This is a genomic window from Bacteroidota bacterium, assembly GCA_039111535.1.
Lineage (GTDB): Bacteria > Bacteroidota > Rhodothermia > Rhodothermales > JAHQVL01 > JBCCIM01.
The window spans coordinates 1-15760 of record JBCCIM010000153.1 but is presented as its reverse complement, the minus strand read 5'-3'; the positions used below and the strand labels follow the sequence as shown (position 1 = coordinate 15760).

Here is a 15760-nt window from a genome sequence, read left to right as displayed (position 1 = left end):
CCGCCAGGTCGCGATCCGAGAGCATGTGCGCCTGCAGGCCGTGAACGTTGCGCCGCTCCCGGATCTCCTCGGGCAGGTCCGTGCTGACGGTCACGATCTGCACGCCCCGTTGGTCGAACTCGGGCCGAAGCTCTTCCCATCGCCGCAACTCGGCGACACAGTACGGTCACCAGTGCGCGCGGAAGAACTTCATCAGCACGTACCCGCCGGCCAGGGACGCCGAATCGAATGCGTTGCCGTGCTCGTCGATCGCCTCGAAGTGCGGGATCGTCTGGCCGAGCTGGCAAATATCTGGCTTTTGGGCTGTTTTCACGCAGCAATTGTCTTTTTTCGGAAGCGTCGTCTCATGCTCAAGAAGGCAGACAGCCGCTCAACGTTAAACAAGCAACATCTACGCGCTTTTTCTTCTTTTTTATGGCTTTCCTTGCTTTGCGCAAGTTCGCTTATTGCCATCATTCTCTCCATGGAAATTGGCCAACCTGATATTTGGCCATTGTTTATTATACCAGCACTTTTTGTGTTCTATGCAGGGTTGGTCATTGTCTATACAACACATACACCCGAGCCTGTCTCTTTCGCCGCTAAACTAGTAGTGCTTGCGCTGGCGACTGTTTTAACAATTATCGGACTAACGGGAGGCTTCCTTTTTCGGCCGTTTGAATTGATTACAGAAAGCCAAACATTGCCAGATGCTAATAGCGCTATAAGTTTTCAGCCCCGTGCAGATGGTGGCTACGACATCGTGCGCGCATCGATACCCATGTTGCTGGTGAGCAATGATGTGAATGAAATAGCTTCACCCTTACCTGTAAATCTGGAACCTGCATTCACTTTTTATGGCAAGTCCTGGGGCAGTGTGACTGTTTCCCCAAAAGGAGCGCTGGTATTTGGCAGTGCAAGTCCACCTGTATCAGATTATGCCCCCTATAATGACTTCTTTGGGGGCTCTCCGACAATTTCTCCTTTTTACGGTTTGACGGGATTATCAAACCGTTCGAGGGGGATGAACCTGTCCAGCGTGCAAGTCACGCGGATAGCTACTGCGCATGTATTCACATGGCGGTACTACCTGAGGCGTGAAGACACGGATGCTGCAACCTGGATTCAAACAATGCTACATGACGATGGTAAAATCGATTTTATCTACGGCGAGGTGGATAATCTCATAGATCCAAAGGCGGATTACGGAGCTGTGGATAATATAGCTGGCACTATCCGCGGAATTCATCCAGGATTTGGTTCACCACAGGAGGTTCATTTTGACAAAGTAACCAACCTGTCAGTTGCCGCGGTAACCGGAGCATACGAAGACATGGGAAGGTCATTCTTCGCGTATGTTCACGTAAAATCAAGCAGATTGTTTGCGTTGCTTGTGATTAGTTCGCTCATCATCATTTTGCTTTTTCCATTGTTTTTTCGCCAGGGCTTGCTCAATCAATTGAACTTAATGCTTGCTGGCATGCAACGTGTAAGTCGTGGAGAACGTGATGTCATTGTGCCTGTCATGTCGCAGGATGAAATGGGACGCGTGGCAGCCTATTTCAATGATACAATTACGACCTTACGAAACGCAGAAGATGAACTTAAGTCGTATGCGCATCGACTTGAATCTGGTATTGCTGAACGCACCGCAGACCTGGAGAAAAGCCGCGCTCAACTTGAAGAGCAAACCCGTCAGCTTCAGGAAATGGATCAGCATAAGACCCGTTTTTTTGCCAATCTGAGTCACGAGTTTCGGACACCGCTGAGTCTGATTATCGGTCCACTAGAAGATCTACAGGAAGGCAGGGTCTCGCAGACGGAGCTTACAGAGAGCGTGCCTGGCATGCATCGTAATGCCTCCCGGCTCTTAACGCTGATCAATCAGTTACTGGATCTTAGCCGGCTAGATCATGATGAAACGCAGTTGGACCGCAAGCCTACCGACCTTTCTGCACAGCTCAATGACCTTGTTGTATCCTTCTCAGATCGTGCAAGGGCTGAGGATATAACGCTGCTCTTTGATGCACCCGATCATCGCGTCATAGCACTTGTGGATCCTGATCAGATAGAAAAAATGATCTCTAATCTGCTCTCGAACGCGTTCAAATTTACACCTCCACGTGGAAAAATTCGCCTTGCGCTCCGTGCGACGAAAGAAAGCGTTTCACTCAAAGTTGAAGATACGGGCAGAGGTATTCCTCCTGAAGCGCTTCCCCACATCTTTGATCGGTTCTACCGGGCCAAGAGCGCAATAGATGGGCACGATGAGGGCACAGGCATTGGATTGGCACTGACAAAGGAGCTTGTTGAACTGCACGATGGGACCATTGAAGCGCACAGTAAGCAAGGATTTGGTACAACCTTAACCATTGTACTGCCCCGCGGCATAGAGGCTGCTGATGTTGAAAATGATGTGCCCTTTGTAACGACGCTACATAACGAAAACATAGGACTTCCTGCTATAGCGAATGAAGAGCGGCCAATTGCGGAAACACAAACAGATGCCAGACTCTCTTCTGTATTGGTCATAGAGGATAATCCTGATATGCGCGCATACATCCGGGGGCATTTAAAACATGTATATCACGTGTTTGAGGCAACAGATGGAAAAGAAGGACTCTCCTTAGCTCGTGAACATCATCCAGATCTCATTTTGTGTGATGTGATGATGCCAGTAATGGATGGATTTACGTTTTGCCGTTTGTTGCGAGAGGATAGCGTAATTAACCACATTCCTGTGGTGTTGCTTACGGCACGAGCCTCCGATCAAAGTCGCCTGGAGGGACTAAATCAGGGTGCTGACGATTATTTAACCAAACCGTTCAATGCCAGTGAACTCCTCACGCGCGCTGAAAACCTGATCCAGGTTAGGCAGATGTTGCGACGTCACTTCACTGATCATATACACATTGGCCCATCAAAAATTGAAGCCCGCGCTGCAGATGCAATCTGGCTTGATGAAGTACGTGAGGCGATTGAGTCGCTGATGGGGGATAGCACCCTTACCATTGATCGTCTGGCGGACGAAGTTGGAATGAGTAAGCGACAGTTACAGCGAAAGTTAAAGGGTGTTATTGGGTTTTCTCCTCATGGTTATCTGCGCATGATGCGATTGAAAAGGTCCGCGCAGTTGCTTGAGGCCAAAGCCGGCAGCGTGTCTGAAATTGCCTACAAAGTGGGATACAACAATCCAGACTATTTCGCTCGCCACTTCAAACAAGGATTCGGAGTGTCGCCTTCATCATGGCCTAATGCTGCAGACAATACGAAAGAGGTCCACTAGATAGGATGCTAAACTCATGGGGTATATGTTTAGCGCCCGAGGCTAATGGCTAGCTTATTAGACTGTTTACTGTTGTTTCCTGCTAGCAGGCTGACCAATCAAGCCGCTTGCACTTCTTTCATATGCTGACAACCACTTTCCCCCTGCCATAACCCGCATCAATTTGCCTCAGCGCAGCTACTTTCCCTTCTAACGAGTACATGTTATCGGTCACTGATTTGAGATCCTCTGATTCGATTAAGTCTTTCAACACTACCAGAGCTGCGTGATTGGCTCGTTAACCGAAATCATCAGACACAAAAGTAAAAGAAACTACTGCAAGCGCTTCCAAAACTTTAAGTTTTAAACAAGCTTGCGCAAAACGGCTCTGCTATTGAGGTAATTACCCCGCGACGATTTGCTTGTCACTGAACTCCGTAGTATTTTTCAGCCATGTACATCGAACGCCTCAATATCAACCGATCAGACCGCGATAGCCTGCGACGACGCTTTGTCGCGCACAGGTATTCGTAGGTACTGGCCAACTGATATTCCGGGTTAATCGATTACATACCCTGTATTGAAGAGCACGCTGGTTCATGCGAACGCAGCGTTTTTTTTATGCCTTAATTTTTCTCTCCTAAATTTATCCACCAACAACCTTAGCCCCGACCAACATGTCCATTGTTCTCGCATTTAGCGGCGGTCTTGACACCTCGTTTTGTGTCCCTTACCTGAAAGAGACTTACGATGAGCCCATTTACACCGTCACTGTTAATACAGGCGGCATCACTGCAGAAGATGAAGCTGACCTCGTTCGACGCGCTGAAGAGCTGGGCGCAGAAAAACATTTCACCATCGATGGGCGGGATGAGCTGTTTTGGAATCACCTGAGCTACCTGGTAAAAGGCAATGTGTTACGCGGCAACGTGTATCCCCTGTGCGTTGGCCCCGAACGCGTCACACAGGCACAGAAAATTGTTGATGCTGCGCGCGAACTCGGTGCACGTGCCATTGCCCATGGCTCAACGGGCGCCGGCAACGACCAGGTTCGTTTTGATGTAGCCTTGCGGATTCTGGCCAGTGAAATGGAAATCATTACGCCAATCAGAACCCTCGGCTACAGCCGCCAACAAACCACGGATTATCTGCTAGCACATGGGTTTAATGTCGACACGAGCACAACAACCTATTCTATCAACCGCGGCTTGTGGGGCACACCCATCGGCGGCAAAGAAACCCTGGGCTCTGCCCTGCCGCTGCCTGAAGAGGCCTATCCGGACACGCTCCCTCCTGCCCGGTGCCCAGACAACCCACTGACCCTTCGCCTCACCTTTGAACAGGGCATCCCCACCGCACTCGACGGCAACATGCTCGACCCGGTTAAGCTCATAGAACGCCTAAACGAGCTAGGTGGCGACCATGGCATTGGCCGCGACATCCATGTGGGAGACACCATCCTCGGCATCAAGGGCCGGGTTGGATTTGAAGCGCCGGCTGCCAGTATTCTGATCAAAGCCCACGAGGAGTTAGAAAAAATTATCCTCACCAAGTGGCAACGCTACCAGAAAGACCAACTGGGCGATTTCTACGGGATGCTGCTCCACGAAGGGCAACACTTCGACCCCGTCATGCGCGACATAGAGGCGTTCCTGGATTCGTCTCAAAATGTGGTAACAGGCACGGTCGATATTCAGCTTTACAAAGGCCACCTGCGCGTCATGGGCTGCGAAAGCGCCTACTCGCTGTTTGATACGCGCGTGGCCAGTTACGGGGAGACCAACACCTTGTGGGATGCCCGCGATGCCCAGGGCTTTACCCAGATTTACGGGGTACACGCGCATCTTGCGAATAAAGTCCGAACGACGCAGGGCCTACCCCAATAAAACCCTTTACTCACCTAAGCACAGATTATCATGCCTTCCGGAAACAGGGTTGCCATTCTGCATGGCGCCGGCTACGCTGGCGGCGAATTGATTCGCTTGCTTTTGCACCATCCACTTTTCGAACTGGTGACTGTAACAAGCCGGTCTTTTGCCGGCCAACCTGTATGGGCTGCGCATCCGAAACTGCGTGGACTGACAGACCTGCACTTCACAACAAACGAGGCGCTCGACGCAAAGAAAACTGATGCGCTTTTTATTGCCGCTGAACATGGCCAATGTGCTGCAATCACAAAGGAATTGCTGGCGCGTGGCTATGCCGGCAAAATTGTTGACCTGAGTGCTGATTTTCGTTTGCGAAAAAAGGAGCTATACAATACCTGGTACGGATTTGATCACCCGGCACCCGACCTGCTCGACAGTTTTGTCTATGGCATGGCCGAGATAGCTACGCCCTATCCGGACAACACCAGGTTCATCGCCAACCCGGGTTGTTTTGCAACGGGTATTTCGCTTGCGCTATCGCCGGCACTCAACGCGCTTGGATCATCTGATGTAACCATCACGGCATTGACTGGCGCATCGGGCTCCGGTGCCACGCCTAAGACAACAACGCACTACCCCACCCGCGAGGGCAATGTTCGCGCCTACAAAGTACTACGCCACCAACACCTTGGAGAAATCTATCAATTGCTTGGCGATGACAATCACCTGGCATTTACGCCTGTTTCTGGCCCCTGGGTGCGGGGTATTTGGGGTATGGCACGAATCAAGCTCCCATCAACCCTCACAGCTGAAACGGTAAGCACGTGGTACCAGCAGGCGTATGAAGCCCGCGCCCTTGTGCGGCTCTGGCCCGGCGCATTGCCAGAACTCAGGGTAACCGTAGAAACTCCTTTTTGTGATATAGGATGGATTGTGGAAGGCAATGATCTCGTCATTGGATTTGCCATCGACAACCTGCTCAAAGGGGCAGCCAGCCAGGCGGTTCAAAACCTAAACCTGATTTCCAACCTGCCAGAAACCCTTGGCCTCTTGCCTGAAACGACCAAAACCAGAACCAACAATGGATACGCAAGAAATTATCAGAACTGAAGATTCGTTTCAGCTCCCCACCTACAATAAGCTCCCCATTGCCCTCGCTTCTGGCAACGGACGCTATGTGACGGATACAGACGGGAAGACGTATCTCGATTTTTACGGCGGGCATTGTGTCACCTTGCTTGGTCATTCTCCTGAAGCCGTAGTTTCAGCCATCAAGGCACAGGCTGACGAGTTAATTTTCTATTCCAATGTAGTCTACAGCCCCGTGCGCGCGGAAGCTGCACGCGTCGCAGCCAGCCTTGCGCCAAACGGACTCCAACACGTCTACTTCTGCAACTCGGGCACTGAAGCCAATGAAACGGCGCTCAAGCTTGCACGCACCTACACCGGAAAGCATGACGTCGTGGCCATGGTGGCCGGTTTCCATGGCCGGACGCTTGGTAGCCTGGCTGCGACCGGGATTGACAAATACCGCATCCCGTATGCCGGCATCATTCCGACAACCCATTTTGTGGATTTTGGAGACCTGGATGCGCTTAAAGCGCTCCTCGAATCCAATGAAGACATAGCCGCGGTGATCCTTGAACCGATCCAGAGCATGGCCGGCATTGTTGAGGCACCCATCGCCTACTATGTCCAGCTCCGCGCACTTTGTGACGCACACAACGTCGCTTTGATTTTCGACGAAGTACAGACCGGGGTTGGCCGTACAGGTACCTTTTCTATTTCCGAGCAATATGGCATTAAACCGGACCTGATTACCATGGCAAAGAGCCTGGCATCAGGCCTCCCGGTTGGGGCTACATTTGCCTCTGATGAAATAGCCGGCACCGTCAAGCCAGGTGACCAGGGCACAACCTTCGGCGGCGGCATGATACCCATGGCTGCAATGACTGCAACCCTGAATACCATTGCCACCCAGAACCTCATGGCGCGATCTCATGAAATATTTGATGCCATATCAACGGGCCTTGCCGGCTGCGCTAAAGAAGTAAGAGGACGGGGATGTCTGATTGGTGTTGTGATGGATGAGCCGGTTGCCCCTACCACCAAAGCCCTCAGGGCACGTGGTGTGCTGGTTGGTGGCTCGATGGATCCCCATGTAATGCGGGTTATGCCACCGGTAAACGCAACAGATGAGGACGTTGCAACCTTCCTGGAAGCCATGCTTGCCGTTGCAGGCTCACCAAACCTTACCTAGCGCTATGATGGATCACCTGATTGACTGGCACCTGCACACTGACCTGACCTGGCAAAAACTGATCACGCGCGCACGATGGCACCACGCCGCAACCGATAAATGGTCAAAATCGGCTGCAGGCAAAAGTATTGGCCTGCTATTTTTTAATTCCTCCCTGCGCACACGCACCTCGATGGAATTGGCAGCAGCACAATTGGGGGCGCATGCTACTACCTTGAATATCGGGCAAGGCACATGGGGGTTCTCCTGGGAAGACGGTGCTGTAATGAACGGCAATGAAGCGGAGCACATCAGGGAAGCTGTAGGCGTGTTGTCCCGGTATTATGATGCGCTCGGCGTACGCATGTTTGCTTCGCTCACAGACTATATCGCGGACCGAGATGAAACCCTGTTTAACAAATTTGTTAGCGCGGCTGAGGTACCGGTTGTCAACCTCGAATCTGCCTTTTATCATCCCTGCCAGGCCCTGAGTGATGCAGCGGCGTTGCAGACGCATTTCAAAGGTGATACCAGACGCAAAAAGTTTGTTTTAACCTGGTGCCACCACCCGAGGGCCTTGCCCATGGCTGTACCCAATTCAGCTTTATTGATGGCTGCCCGGTCAGGATTTGATGTCACGCTTGCCTGCCCCGAGCCTTACAAACTGGACGCGGGCATCATGCAAATGGCCTCAGACTACGCAGCCCGGCATGGTGCCACGGTATCACACGAATCCAACCTGTATGCCGCTGCTGAAGGCGCCGACGTTATCTATGCCAAGGCATGGAGTGGGCCGGCTGTTTATGAATCAAAAGAAGCTGAAGTGGACCTCCGGTTGAACAACAAACACTGGCGCATCAACGACCGCCTCATGCAAAAAACCAACCAGGGCATCTTCATGCACTGCCTGCCCGTGCGACGCAATGTGGTCGTCGAAGACGCAGTGATAGACAGCCCGCAAGCGATTCACCTGCTACAAGCAGAATACCGGCTACACGCCCAGAAGGCCATCCTGGAAGACCTTTGGGGACTACTCGATTAAGCATAGTATGCAAACAAGAACAACTGTCATCAAAATTGGCGGCGCGCTGTTAAAAGCCCCTGAGATCCTGTCTGCATTCTGGCCGGCTTTGCAAGCCCTGTCAGCACAGGAACGCGTGATTATTGTGCACGGCGGCGGTCCACAATCAACCGCCATGGCGCGGCGACTCGGACACGAACCGACAATCGTAAATGGCCGGCGCGTAACAACAGACATCGACCTTTCTATCCTGCAATGGACCATTTGCGGCGAATTGAATGCCTACCTGGTTGCTGAGGGGTTTAAATATGGCCTGCCAACGGTTGGACTCCGCGGCATTGACGGCGGCACCTTACGGGTAAACCGCCGCCCACCCTGGACCATCGACGGCCGGCAGGTCGATTTTGGATGGGTCGGCGATGTTGACCATATAAACCCCAGGCTTTTACAAACACTCCTTGCCGCTGGCTTAATGCCCATCATGGCCCCCCTTGGCATCGATAAAGCCGGCCAGACCTACAACGTAAATGCCGACACCGTCGCCCATGCTGTCGCAGTAGCCTTGCAAGCAGATGCGCTGCTCCTGGTCACCGAATCCGGGGGGGTCAGGCGTATGGCGTCTGATTCCTCCACCCGCATCCAATCAATGGATAAAGAACTGTTTGCAGCCGGTAAAACAGATGGCTGGATCAAAGACGGCATGCTGGTCAAATTAAAGATGGCTTTTGAAGCGCGAGAAGCAGGTATTTCAGACGTATTCATTTTGCCACCCGACGACATTTTCTCCCGCACATCCGGCACCGCTGTCGTTTAACAACCCAAACCCCTTGCACGTTCATTGTCAACAGCCCACGAAACCATATCGATCTTCAAAGCGCTGGTAAGCACGCCGAGCCTGAGCCATGAAGAGGCCGAAATAGCAGACCGCGTTTCAGCTTACATAAGCCGGCACAAGCTTGTCCCACAGCGGGTAGATAACAACGTATTTGTCTCCCTGGGTACAGGCGACAACTGCCTGCTGCTCAATTCTCACCTGGATGTAGTACCTCCCTCAGCAGATCACCCCTATCCGCCTTTTGCTGCAGTAGAAAAAGATGGCTGCATATGGGGTCGCGGTACCGTTGACGCCAAAGCGAGTGGCACCGCCATGCTGCGCGCGCTGCTTGAACTGCATGCGGCCGGCTGGGAGCCTGAAAATGGCCGGCTCATTGTTGCCCTCACCACCCACGAGGAAGTTGGTGGCGATTACAACGGCTTGCAAACCCTCCGAGCGCACCTTCCGCAGCTAAACGCTGCCCTGGTTGGTGAGCCAACTGAGCTCGTCCCGTGCATTGCGCAAAAAGGCCTGCTGATCCTTAAAGTTATCGCACGCGGCCGAACCGCTCATGCTGCACGCGCGCACCTCGGAGAAAATGCGCTTTATGCCGCCGCGGCCGACTTGCAACGCGTAGCTGCCTTTCAGTTTGACCGCGGAGACCCGCATCTTGGCCGGCCTACAATTGCTGCGACAACCATCGAAGGGGGCACCGCACGCAATGTGATTCCTGATAGCTGCACCTTCTACCTCGATATCCGGTCAACACCAGCCTATACGCACGAAGAGATTATCACCCTGGTTGCGGATCAACTGCAATCTGAAGTACACGTACACAGCAAACGGATCATTCCGACAGCTACGGATCCGAATAGCAACATTGTTAATGCATGCCGCCAAGCCTTGCCAAACGCGTTGCCTTTTGGCTCACCAACAACCTCAGACTGGATTCATTTGGCTGATGTACCTACGGTTAAAATTGGCCCTGGCCCCAGCGAACGCTCCCATACGCCACACGAGCACATCGAAATTGAATCGCTCTTACGCGGCGTAGTGGTCTATAAAGACATTATTAAAGCCTACTTTTCATAAGATTACCACAACCCATGCTCTGGAAAAAAGACATAGATGTTGCCGCCTGGGTAACACGATTCACAGTAGGCGAAGACTACAAATGGGATACGCTGCTGCTTCCATACGACATTACTGGCACCCTGGCACATGCAGCCGGACTGGTGTCCATCGGATTGCTAACGCCTGAAGAACTGACGCAAATACAGGCAACGCTGGCCGACATGGGCGTTGAAATTGAAGCCGGCAACATCGTGGTCAGGCAAGAAGACGAAGATTGCCACACGGTAATCGAGTCATACCTTACCGAAAAACTGGGCGACATCGGCAAGAAAATTCATACAGGGCGTTCGCGAAACGACCAGGTTCTCACGGCACTCCGGCTGTTTATGCGAGACCAACTGGCTGTCATTGTAGCACAGCTTGTTGAGGTGACCAACGCGTGCTGTGCCCTCGGCGACACCTACGCTGATGCGGTGATGCCCGGCTACACGCATTACCAACGCGCGATGCCATCCACGCCGGCGCTCTGGGCGCTGGGGTACGCAGAGTTGTTATTGTCAGACATGACAGCCCTGCAGCATGCGCACAGCCAAATCAACACCTCACCGCTCGGCAGCGCAGCCGGATACGGCGTGCCTTTCCTAAAGCTACCTCGCGCCTACACTGCTGAGCAGCTAGGTTTCGAAAGCGTGCAAACCAATGTGACGGCTGTGCAGCTATCACGCGGCAAACTGGAAATGCACGCGATGCATGCCCTCGTACAAGTTGGCGCTACTTTCAACCGGATGGCGAGCGACCTTATTCTGTTTAACACAGCCGAGTTCGGGTTTGTCACCTTGCCGGCAGCCATGTGCACCGGTAGCAGTATCATGCCACAAAAGAAAAACCCGGATGTGCTCGAACTGGTACGGGCCAACTACCACCGACTCATGGCTGAAATGCAACTGCTACTCACCCTCCCGGCCAACCTGCCTTCTGGATACCACCGGGACCTCCAGTTAACCAAAGAATCTATTATGCGGGGCTTATTGCTGACACAGGATCTGGTGCAAGCCATGGCGCAGGTGGTGCCAGCCCTGCAGTTCTCAACAGAAAACATGAAAAAGGCAACCACACAGGAGTTGTTCGCCACCAGTCACGCACTGGAAAAAGTGCTCAATGGTGTCCCATTTCGCGATGCGTACCGGGCTGCTGCTGCAGAACTGGCAGACAGGCAAGACGACGATGCACACAACCTGGCAGCACAATACCAGGTAGTGGGATATCCAGGCCAAACAGACCCAATGCCTGTTCGCAAAGCCCTCGAGCATCATAAAACCTGGCTGTTGGACCAGGCAAAAACGACGCGCTAAAACTTAAGCTTTGCCATGACGTCGTGCGCCGTTAGATCGGGACGAATGGGGGTCACCGAAATATACTGGCTGCGCAAGGCCGCAAGGTCCGTGTCCTCACCTTCATCCAGATCCACAAATTGACCGGCAATCCAGTAATAGGGTTTGTCCATTGGATCAATCCTTTCAACAAACGACTCCTGCCAGCGCGATTCAGCCTGACGGGTAATGGCGATGCCTTTGATCTCCTCTGATGCCACGTCGGGGATGTTAACGTTGAGTAGAACACCCGGTGGGAGCCCTGTTTTCAGCACGGATCTAACGATATGCTGTATATGGCTGCTGCCGGCATAGAAGTCGCCAGCTTTCCAGGCATTAAGCGAAAAAGCAATGGCATCAACACCCAGAATCGTTCCTTCCAATGCAGCGCTTACCGTTCCCGAGTAGATCGTATTAATGGCAGCATTGGGTCCCTGATTGATGCCACTAACAACCAGGTCTGGCATCTTCGGCAACAGTTGATCGATTGCAAGCTTCACACAGTCTACAGGTGTGCCTGTAACCGCATACGCGTCTAGCACCTTGCCGCCAGCCTTAAAAGGCACGGGATGTGCTCGAACAGGGTGACGAATGGTAATGGCGTGCGAAACCCCGCTCTGCTCTTCGTTGGGTGCCACGACAAAACAGTCACCTACCTCAACAAGCGCATCAGCAAGGGCCTGGATGCCGGCTGCGCGTATGCCATCATCGTTTGAAATGAGAATAAGGGGGCGTTCCGGGTTGTTCTCCATGTTGTACAGATATCCTTTTTTAAATAGACAGGCTCAGCAGTGTGTGTATACCCCAAGCCGGCAAATGATGCACACGTGGGTTAGTTAAGATGATACGTGTATTGCCTAATAGCTTTCAGAGGCATCGGGAAAACTCCGGCTACGCACATCATCAACGTAGTGCTGCACAGCTTTGGTAATTATGCCGTCGAGATCTGCATACCGGCGAACAAAGCGGGGGTTAAAATCTTTTGTCAATCCCAGCATGTCGTGTGTAACGAGCACCTGTCCATCACATCCACTGCCGGCGCCGATGCCGATGGTTGGAATGCGGAGCGAGTCTGATACCTCCTTTGCCAGCTCGGCGGGTATTTTCTCAAGAACAATCGCAAAACACCCAACGCTTTCCAGCAGCAAGGCATCTTGCTTCAGTTGCTCAGCCTCTTCCTTTTCGCGCGCGCGGGCTTTGTAAGTACCAAACTTGTAAATGCTTTGCGGCGTCAGACCAAGATGCCCCATCACAGGCATGCCCGATTCGATGATTTTCCCGATGATGTTTGCCACCGCCTCTCCCCCTTCCAGCTTCAAAGCGTGCGCGCCGGCTTCTTTCATCATGCGAATGGCAGAGAAGAGCGCTTTTTTGGCGTTCCCCTGATACGATCCAAAAGGTAAATCAGCCACAACAAGCACGCGTTGAACGCCACGGACAACACACTGGGTGTGGTAGATCATTTGGTCAAGCGTGATCGGCAGCGTAGTCTCGTGTCCGGCCATCACGTTTGATGCAGAGTCCCCGACAAGCAAAATATCCACGCCGGCCTGGTCCAGAATGCGGGCGCTTGTGTAGTCGTAGGCTGTTAACATGGAAACGGGGGTGCCAACGGCCTTCATCTCCTGCAATGTCTGGGTAGTCACACGCTTTGCATTGGCAAGTGTGGCTTTTATGGTCTCAGTACTCATTTTTTCCTTTTTACTTGGATAACCATCCCAATATAGTGCGCAAGGATTTGGAGATCCCGGAAATAAATAAGGGGTATTTGCGTACTGCAAATACCCCTTATAAAGACGTAAGATGAACAGTTAGTTTGCAGCTGCAGCTGCTGCTTCTCCGTCAACATCGATACCAAGTGCTTTGGCAACTTCGATCGTAATGTCAGTAACACTTTCGTCGTTGACATAAAGGATCACTGGCTGTGCACCAACCCGGTGACGAATCACAAGGTCAAGCTGCTTGGACTTAGCAACCGTGTCGATGGCTGCTTGCACGCGGTCAAAAATAGGCTGCATCATCTCTGCTTCAAGCGAAGCAAGCTCCTGGTCTTTGCGGCCAGCTGCTTCCTGCAGCTCTTGCTGACGCCTGCCCAATTCCTGTTCGCGGGATGCACGGCTCTCAGCTGAGAGCAAAGACTGCTGTTTCTGATATTTCTCAACTTCTGCCTGGAAATCTGCAGCAAGCGACTGCAGCGCTTCCTGCGCAGCTGTAAATTGCTGCTGCAAATCAACCTGAATTTCGGCATAATCCGGCATAGCCGCGATCAGCACTTCATGGTCAGTAAATCCTACTTTCAGTTTCTGAGCCTGTACCGCGCCCGGCAAAACGGAAAGTCCCAGCACGAGCATGGCGACTACTGAAAGAAAACGTTTATGCATTTTTACTGTACTTGTTTGTTATAAAATAGCGGGTCAAAATCCGTGGGGAGATGTGCTGGCACCGGATGGCACCGTACATCTTATCGACTTCTGCGCTCGTCGATCTCAATACCTAGTTCTTCCAGAACACGGTCGCTGACATCGTATTGTTCGCGCGCAAACAAAAACAGAAAGTCTCCGCTCTTGTCGAAAATGTAATCGTAAGCATCGGTAGCTGCAACTACTTCGATTGCTTTCATCAATTTCTCTTGCAAAGGCCGCATCAGGTTGTCCTGCTGGACAAACAGTTCGCCTTCTGGACCAAAGTAGCGCATGCGAAGCCGTTCAGCTTCTTCTTCAGCGCGCACAATTTCTTCTTGTTTGCGCTGGCGTTCTTCTTTGGTGTAAAGCAGTTCGCGAGCCTGATATTCTCTGAACATATCATCTACGGTCTGCTGTGCTTCTTCCAGTTCAGCTTCCCATTCTTTCGCCTGGCGATCGATGTTCTGCTGGATGGTTGCAAATTCAGGCACTTGCTCGAGGATGTAGTCAGAATCTACATACCCAATTTTCTGTTGGGCGTTTGCTGATGTTGCAAATACGCCAAGCGTCAGGAGAAACAGGCTTGCCATGGCAAGCTGTGCCTTATAAGAGGGAGCCTTAAAAGATGGTCGTCTTTTCACTGCTTTTTTCAAATGTATTATACGGTCAGTATGGTTGCGCCCTACTGATTAAAGCCCTGGCCAATGGTGAACTGGAATAGCCAGCGCTTGGAACCGTTGTGATCACTCCGGGAGAGCGATGTTGGTTCAAATTCGTCGAAGTTTTTGCCGTAGGCAATTTCGAGCATGCCGAGAATTGGCAGGAAGAACCGCATACCAAAACCGGCAGAACGGAACAGGCCGGCAGGATTGTATGCATTAAAGTCTTCCCACGAATTAGCAGCATCCATAAACAGATACGGAGCCGCTTGCAACTGCTCGGAGGCAATAGCCATCCAGCGCAGCTCGGAAGTATACTTGTTCAGGATTCGCCCACCACGTGGCTCTCCGGTTGAACTACGCGGCCCAAGTGCGCCGGCAGGATAACCACGGAGATACACAATATCGGTGGCAAAGAAGAAGCGATTGAATGTCCCCTGTGTGTCAAATGGCGAACCACCCACCACAAAACGGCGGAAGAAAATATCATCCCCATTCAACGAACCCAGGTAGCCAAAATCAGCCCCAATGCTCAGAGAGAGCTTTGGCAGAATTGGCACATGCCAGTTGTTGGTCAAGCGCCATTTGTGATACTGGATGAAGTTACCTACTGGCGGCGCAACCTCTAGCGAAAGCTTAAATGTCGAGCCGGCAGATGGGAAAAGCGGATTGTCCGTAGAGTTTCTCGACAACACCTGCTGCAATGTGACTTCCTGGCTCACACCAAGCGGAAGTACCTGCTGAGAATACAACCCATTGTTGTCTGTGTACTGGTACTGTACCCCGCTCAGGTAACTAAACTTGTCATCGGGCCATTTGAGGCGTTTTTCATAAAAGACGCGGCCACTGGCAGTAGAAAGATCGCCAAGCGAAAGCGTTGAAAACGGATTCTGACCAATTTTAGAGTATGAGACAGAGAACCCAACAGGCGTTGGTTTACCCTTGAACCAGGGCTCGGTGTACCCAATGGAGTAATTTTGATAAAAGCGGCCATTGGTTTGTACACCAACATTCAGGCGCTGGCCATCTCCGGAAGGCAGTGGCCGCCAGGCTCCTTTTTTGAAGAAGT

Annotated in this window: 14 protein-coding genes; 8 read left to right on the top strand and 6 right to left on the bottom strand. The window is 52.1% G+C overall.

All coding sequences use genetic code 11. The features are described from left to right. Positions 1-148, bottom strand: a 148-nt coding sequence (locus AAF564_19670; protein ID MEM8487780.1) for a redoxin domain-containing protein, incomplete at its 3' end; no start/stop codon positions are given. A gap of 198 nt (positions 149-346) precedes the next feature. Here AAF564_19670 and AAF564_19665 point away from each other — a divergent pair. From AAF564_19665 to argH, 8 genes are all read left to right on the top strand, one after another. Next, on the top strand, positions 347-3265 hold the full coding sequence (locus AAF564_19665; GenBank protein MEM8487779.1) for an ATP-binding protein: 2919 nt from the start codon (positions 347-349) through the stop codon (positions 3263-3265). Between the two features lie 656 nt (positions 3266-3921). Then, positions 3922-5130 carry an argininosuccinate synthase gene (locus tag AAF564_19660; GenBank protein MEM8487778.1) on the top strand — a complete coding sequence of 403 codons (1209 nt, stop codon included), beginning with the start codon at positions 3922-3924 and terminating at the stop codon, positions 5128-5130. A gap of 30 nt (positions 5131-5160) precedes the next feature. Further along, the gene (gene argC / locus AAF564_19655) at positions 5161-6222 is read left to right on the top strand and encodes an N-acetyl-gamma-glutamyl-phosphate reductase (protein ID MEM8487777.1); all 1062 of its coding nucleotides are present in this window, start codon (positions 5161-5163) and stop codon (positions 6220-6222) included. After that, entirely contained in the window at positions 6194-7372 is a 1179-nt protein-coding gene (locus AAF564_19650; GenBank protein ID MEM8487776.1) for an aminotransferase class III-fold pyridoxal phosphate-dependent enzyme, read from the top strand. Before argC ends, AAF564_19650 begins: the two co-directional genes overlap by 29 nt. 4 nt (positions 7373-7376) lie before the next feature. Further along, positions 7377-8393 carry an N-acetylornithine carbamoyltransferase gene (locus tag AAF564_19645; protein ID MEM8487775.1) on the top strand — a complete coding sequence of 339 codons (1017 nt, stop codon included), beginning with the start codon at positions 7377-7379 and terminating at the stop codon, positions 8391-8393. Between the two features lie 7 nt (positions 8394-8400). After that, positions 8401-9186: an acetylglutamate kinase gene (argB, locus tag AAF564_19640; protein MEM8487774.1), complete on the top strand. Its 786-nt coding sequence runs from the start codon at positions 8401-8403 to the stop codon at positions 9184-9186. Between the two features lie 24 nt (positions 9187-9210). Further along, positions 9211-10278, top strand: coding sequence for a M20/M25/M40 family metallo-hydrolase (locus tag AAF564_19635; protein ID MEM8487773.1), 1068 nt, complete (start codon positions 9211-9213; stop codon positions 10276-10278). Positions 10279-10292: 14 nt separating this feature from the next. Next, complete coding sequence (argH, locus tag AAF564_19630; protein MEM8487772.1) at positions 10293-11612, top strand: argininosuccinate lyase; 1320 nt, start codon at positions 10293-10295, stop codon at positions 11610-11612. Here argH and surE read toward each other — a convergent pair. The 5 genes from surE to AAF564_19605 all read right to left on the bottom strand — a co-directional run. Continuing rightward, on the bottom strand, positions 11609-12382 hold the full coding sequence (gene surE / locus AAF564_19625) for a 5'/3'-nucleotidase SurE (GenBank protein ID MEM8487771.1): 774 nt from the start codon (positions 12380-12382) through the stop codon (positions 11609-11611). The two genes, argH and surE, sit on opposite strands and share 4 nt — an antisense overlap. A gap of 105 nt (positions 12383-12487) precedes the next feature. Beyond that, the gene (panB, locus tag AAF564_19620; GenBank protein MEM8487770.1) at positions 12488-13321 is read right to left on the bottom strand and encodes a 3-methyl-2-oxobutanoate hydroxymethyltransferase; all 834 of its coding nucleotides are present in this window, start codon (positions 13319-13321) and stop codon (positions 12488-12490) included. Between the two features lie 120 nt (positions 13322-13441). Continuing rightward, positions 13442-14011, bottom strand: coding sequence for an OmpH family outer membrane protein (locus AAF564_19615; protein ID MEM8487769.1), 570 nt, complete (start codon positions 14009-14011; stop codon positions 13442-13444). Positions 14012-14091: 80 nt separating this feature from the next. Then, entirely contained in the window at positions 14092-14622 is a 531-nt protein-coding gene (locus tag AAF564_19610) for an OmpH family outer membrane protein (protein ID MEM8487768.1), read from the bottom strand. A 92-nt stretch (positions 14623-14714) separates the two neighbouring features. Next, the coding region (locus AAF564_19605; GenBank protein MEM8487767.1) for a BamA/TamA family outer membrane protein at positions 14715-15760 on the bottom strand (1046 nt) is incomplete at its 5' end.